This window comes from Rhizobacter sp. (assembly GCF_031412495.1).
GTDB lineage: Bacteria > Pseudomonadota > Gammaproteobacteria > Burkholderiales > Burkholderiaceae_C > Schlegelella_A.
In genome coordinates, this window is record NZ_JANODC010000548.1 from 1 (window position 1) to 2656 (window position 2656).

The 2656-nt window shown below is 65.2% G+C and carries 3 protein-coding genes; all 3 read right to left on the bottom strand.

Translation table 11 applies throughout. The annotated features are described in order from the left end of the window. On the bottom strand, positions 1-130 hold a 130-nt coding region (locus AC30N0_RS20475), incomplete at its 3' end, for a GTP-binding protein (protein WP_489519721.1). After that, a complete protein-coding gene (gene fusA, locus AC30N0_RS20480) occupies positions 130-2232 on the bottom strand; it encodes an elongation factor G (RefSeq protein WP_489519719.1) in 2103 nt (700 codons plus the stop codon). The genes fusA and AC30N0_RS20475, both read right to left, overlap by 1 nt. A gap of 93 nt (positions 2233-2325) precedes the next feature. Further along, a partial coding sequence (rpsG, locus tag AC30N0_RS20485; protein ID WP_489519720.1) for a 30S ribosomal protein S7 occupies positions 2326-2656 on the bottom strand: 331 nt, incomplete at its 5' end.

The following is a 2656-nucleotide window of genomic DNA, read 5'->3' on the forward strand; positions in this document are numbered from 1 at the left end:
CCTCGCCTCCGAACAGCTTGCTCAGCACGGTCGTGATCGCCGCCGTCAACGTCGTCTTGCCATGGTCCACGTGGCCAATGGTCCCCACGTTGACGTGCGGCTTGGTTCTTTCAAACTTGGACTTGCCCATTACTTGCCCCTCGCGGTGATGATGGCGTCGGCGACGTTCTTCGGCGCCTCGGTGTAGTGCTTGAATTCCATGGTGTAGGTGGCCCGGCCCTGGCTCATCGAGCGCAGCGTCGTCGAGTAGCCGAACATCTCCGACAGCGGCACCTCGGCCTTGATCACCTTGCCGCCGCCGGCCATGTCGTCCATGCCCTGGACCATGCCGCGCCTGGACGACAGATCACCCATCACGTTGCCGGCGAAGTCCTCGGGCGTCTCCACCTCGACCGCCATCATCGGCTCCAGGATCACCGGCGACGCCTTGCGACAACCGTCCTTGAAGCCGAACGACGCGGCCATCTTGAAGGCGTTCTCGTTCGAGTCGACTTCGTGGTACGAGCCGAAGGTGAGCGTGACCTTGACGTCGACGACCGGATAGCCGGCGAGCACGCCCGCGGGCAGGGAGTCCTCGACGCCCTTCTTGACCGCGGGAATGAACTCGCGCGGCACGACGCCGCCCTTGATGGCGTCGACGAACTCGAAGCCCTTGCCCGGCTCCTGCGGCTCGATCTTGAAGACGACGTGGCCGTACTGGCCCTTGCCGCCGGACTGGCGCACGAACTTGCCTTCGACGTCGGTCACCGGCTTGCGGATGGTCTCGCGGTACGCGACCTGCGGCTTGCCGACGTTGGCCTCGACGCCGAACTCGCGCTTCATGCGGTCGACGATGATCTCGAGGTGGAGCTCGCCCATCCCGGAGATGATGGTCTGGCCGGACTCCTCGTCGGTCTTGACGCGGAACGACGGGTCTTCCTGGGCCAGGCGGCCGAGGGCGATGCCCATCTTCTCCTGGTCGGCCTTGGTCTTCGGCTCGACGGCCTGCGAGATCACCGGCTCCGGGAAGATCATCTTCTCGAGCGTGATGATCGCGGCCGGGTCGCACAGCGTCTCGCCGGTGGTCACGTCGCGCAGGCCGACGCAGGCGGCGATGTCGCCAGCCAGGATCTCCTTGATCTCCTCGCGCTGGTTGGCGTGCATCTGCAGGATCCGGCCGATGCGCTCCTTCTTGCCGCGGATCGGGTTGAAGACGGAGTCGCCTGACTTCAGGATGCCGGAGTAGACGCGCACGAACGTCAGCTGGCCGACATACGGGTCGGTCATCAGCTTGAACGCGAGCGCCGAGAACTTCTCGTCGTCGGCGGCGCGGCGCTCGACCGGCTTGTCATCGTCGTCGGTGCCGGGCACCGGCGGAATGTCGATCGGCGACGGCATGAAGTCGATCACGGCGTCGAGCATGCGCTGCACGCCCTTGTTCTTGAACGCGCTGCCGCACAGCATCGGGTGGATCTCGCCGGCGATCGTGCGCATCCGGATGCCGGCGTTGATCTCGGCCTCGGTGAGCTCGCCGGTCTCGAGATACTTGTTCATCAGCTCTTCGTTGGCCTCGGCCGCCGCCTCGACCATCTGCTCGCGCCACTTTTCCGCCTCGGCCTGCAGCTCCGCGGGAATCTCGGCGTAGGTGAACTTCATCCCCTGCGACGCTTCGTCCCAGTAGATCGCCTTCATCTTGATGAGGTCGACGACGCCCTTGAAGTTGTCCTCGGCGCCGATCGGAATCACGATGACGACCGGGTTGGCCTTCAGGCGGTCGATCATCATCTGACGGACGCGGAAGAAGTCTGCGCCGACGCGGTCCATCTTGTTGACGAACGCGAGGCGCGGCACCTTGTACTTGTTGGCCTGGCGCCAGACGGTTTCCGACTGCGGCTGCACACCGCCGACCGAGTCGTAGACCATGACCGCGCCGTCGAGCACGCGCATGCTTCGCTCGACCTCGATCGTGAAGTCGACGTGGCCCGGCGTGTCGATGATGTTGATGCGATGCTCGGGGAAGTTGAGCTCCATGCCCTTCCAGAAACAGGTCGTCGCCGCCGAGGTGATGGTGATCCCGCGCTCCTGCTCCTGCTCCATCCAGTCCATCGTCGCCGCGCCGTCGTGCACTTCGCCGATCTTGTGGTTGACGCCCGTGTAGAACAGGATGCGCTCCGTCGTCGTCGTCTTGCCGGCGTCGATGTGGGCCGAGATACCGATGTTCCGGTAGCGCTCGATGGGGGTCTTGCGGGACATGACTTGCTCCAGATGCGGTCTGCCCGTCCGGCGGTCCGGGAGGCGGGCGCGGCCCGTCGAAGACGGGCCGGAAAGCTTCGGCTCAGATGGGGTTCAGAAGCGGAAGTGCGAGAACGCCTTGTTGGCCTCGGCCATGCGGTGCACTTCGTCGCGCTTCTTCATCGCCCCGCCGCGGCCCTCGACCGCCTCGAGCAGCTCGTTCGCCAGTCGCTGGGCCATCGACTTCTCGCCGCGCTTCCTCGCCGATTCCTTGAGCCAGCGCATGGCCAGGGCGACGCGCCGGACCGGCCTGACTTCCACCGGCACCTGGTAGTTGGCACCGCCGACGCGGCGCGACTTCACTTCGACCATCGGCTTGATGTTGTTCAAGGCGACGATGAAGATCTCGAGCGGATCCTTGCCGGACTTCTTCTCGACCTGGTCG

What these genes read in the sequence shown, in the direction of transcription:
- fusA (WP_489519719.1), bottom strand. Translation starts at nt 2,232, where the DNA reads ATGTCCCGCAAGACCCCCATCGAGCGCTACCGGAACATCGGTATCTCG.